Below are 2,822 nucleotides of genomic sequence, written 5' to 3' on the forward strand. Positions count from 1 at the left end.
CACCGGCGACCCACCCGCACCCAACCCGCACCCCGCTCGCGCCGCCATATAGGGGACAGCCGGGAGACGACCGCCACATCGACAAAGCGATCATCGGGGGGCGTTCGCCGCGCCCGATCCGTACCCGGCCCGGCCGAACCGGGCGCCGGCCGACACCGTGACCGATCGACTTCAGGAAGTGAACACATTCGAGGGATTGACTCCCGCCGAACCTCCAAGCAATATCTGATGCACACGCCAGTGCCCGCACCGCACTCAAGCGTGTGTTCGATTGATGAAGAACTCCGGCTCCCGCGAGCCACTGCCCGGCCGCCTCGACGCTGCGGCGGCCCGGCTCGCGCGGTGCCCGGACCGGCGGTCGGCCGTCGAGGGTCGGCCGGATCGCCACCTGACTGCCGGTGCCGCCCCGCAAGGGGCCCGGCACCGGCGGTTCCGGGCGCACCACGGCCCCTGCCGCGAGCCGCTCCGCCGCCGACGCCGCCCCGCCCCACCATCACCGCCGCCCCCGGTCACCGCCCCGGCCACCGCCCCGGAAGCCCCGCACCGGACGTCCGCGCAGGTGACACCCGGTGGATCGGTACACTCGGCCAGCGTGTCCCTCCTCCTCAGCATCGTGCTCCCGGTCCACGGCGTGGAGCGGTACCTCCCGCACTGCCTCGACTCGATCCTCGGCGACACCCCCGCCGCGGAGACCCGCTTCGAGGTGATCGCGGTCGACGACCTCTCCCCCGACGGCTCCGGCGCGATCCTGGACGCCTACGCGGCCCGCGACAGCAGGCTGCGGGTGCTGCACCTCACCGAGAACCAGGGCCTCGGCGGCGCCCGCACCGCCGCCCTGCCGCAGGCCCGCGGCGAGTACGTCTGGTTCGTGGACAGCGACGACTGGGTGCCCGAGGGGACGGTCGGCGCGCTGCTGGACGAGCTGACGCAGGAGCGCCGCCGGGAGGCCCCCGCCGACGTGCTGATCACCGACTTCACCCACGTCTACCCGGACGGCGGGACCGAGCCCAACCCCTGGCGCCACGTGCTGGCCGGCTCCCCGCTGGTCGAGGGCTGCACCCTGGCCGAGCACCCGGCGCTGTTCCAGACCGTGATGTCGGTGTGGAACAAGCTGTTCCGCCGCGCGTTCCTGGACGGCCTCGGTGTCTCCTTCGGCCGCGGCTACTACGAGGACATCTCGGTCACCTACCCGGCGCTGCTGGCCGCCGAGCGGCTGCGCTACCTCGACCGCCCCTGCTACTTCTACCGGCGCGGCCGGGACGGCGCGATCACCGCCACCTCCTCCCCCAAGCACGCGGACGTGTTCGCCCAGTACGACGCGATCTTCGCCTTCCTGGACCGCCCGGACCGCCCCGGCCGGCCGGTCCCGGACGCGCTGCGCACCCTGGTCTTCGACCGGACCGTCCGCCAGGCGCTGAACGTCTACGACACCCCCGGGCTGGTCCCCGCCGACCTGCGCAAGGACTTCTTCCAGCGGATCGCCCGGCACTTCGACCGCCACCGCCCGGCCGGCTACCGCTTCCCCGGCGGGGTGCGCGGCGTGCAGTACCGGCTGGCCGCCCGCGGCGCCCGGATCGCCTACGCGGAGCTGCGCCGCACCGGGCGGCTGCCGCGCGAACTCAGGCGCGGGGCACGGGCAGTGGCGCCCGCGGTGAAGAAGGGGATGCGCAGCGGCGCCCGGTTCACCGCGTACAACGCGTTCCGCCGGCTGCCGCTGGACGAGAACCTCGCCGTCTACGCCGCCTACTGGCACCGGGGTTACGCGTGCAGCCCGGCGGCGATCTACGAGAAGGCGAAGGAACTCGCCCCGCGGATCCGGGGCGTGTGGGTGGTGGAGAACCGCGCCCAGGCCGCCGCGCTGCCGCCCGGGGTTCCGCACGTGATCGTCAACACCCCCGCCTACCTCAGGGCGATGGCGACCGCCAAGTACTTCGTCAACAACGTCAACTTCCCCCGCACCATGACGAAGCGGCCGGGCACGGTGCACGTCCAGACCCAGCACGGCACCCCGCTCAAGGCGATGGGCATGGACCTGCGCGACCACCCGGCGGCGGCCGAGGGGATGGACTTCGAGCTGCTCCAGGAGGCCGTCGACCGCTGGGACTTCCTGGTCTCCCCCAACCCGCACACCAGCGGGCACTTCGCCCGTGCCTTCCCCGGCCGGTACGAGATGCTGGACACCGGATACCCGCGCAACGACCGGCTGGCGAACGCCGCTCCGGACGAGGTCCGCGCGATGCGCGAGCGGCTCGGGCTGCGGCCGGACACCCGGGCGGTGCTGTACGCGCCGACCCACCGCGGCAGCAAGGGCGGCTACGTGCCGCTGCTGGACGTGGCGGCGCTGGCCCGGCGGCTGGGCCCGGACTTCACGCTGCTGGTGCGCACCCACTACTTCCACACCGACGGTCCGGGCGACCTGTCGGCGGCCGGCGCGGAATCGGCGCGGATCGTGGACGTCTCGGCGCACCCGACCGTCGAGGACCTCTACCTCGCGGCGGACGTGCTGGTGACGGACTACTCGTCGATGATGTTCGACTACGCGGTGCTGGACCGGCCGGTGGTGATCTTCGCCCCGGACTGGGAGGAGTACCAGCGGGAACGCGGCGTCTACTTCGACCTGTTCGCGGAGCCGCCGGGCGCGGTCACGGTGGACGCGGACGGGCTGGCGCGGGCGCTGCTGGCGGGCGACCCGGAGCCGGCGGCGCGGGCGCGGTTCCGGGCGAAGTTCTGCGTCTGGGACGACGGCGGGGCCTCGGAGCGGGTGGTGCGCCGGGTGTTCCCGGTGGAGGAGTAGCGGCCCCTGCAGAGGGCCCAGCGGAGGG

General features: G+C 73.7%; 1 protein-coding gene. It reads left to right on the top strand.

Annotated features, from left to right (window positions below; translation table 11 throughout):
* Positions 1 to 592 precede the first annotated feature (592 nt).
* The gene (locus ACIQOV_RS35835) at positions 593 to 2,794 is read left to right on the top strand and encodes a CDP-glycerol glycerophosphotransferase family protein (protein ID WP_401055001.1); all 2,202 of its coding nucleotides are present in this window, start codon (positions 593 to 595) and stop codon (positions 2,792 to 2,794) included.
* The last annotated feature ends 28 nt before the right edge of the window (positions 2,795 to 2,822 follow it).

It is taken from the genome of Kitasatospora sp. NPDC091257 (assembly GCF_044757675.1).
In the GTDB taxonomy this organism is placed as follows: domain Bacteria; phylum Actinomycetota; class Actinomycetes; order Streptomycetales; family Streptomycetaceae; genus Kitasatospora; species Kitasatospora lactacystinica.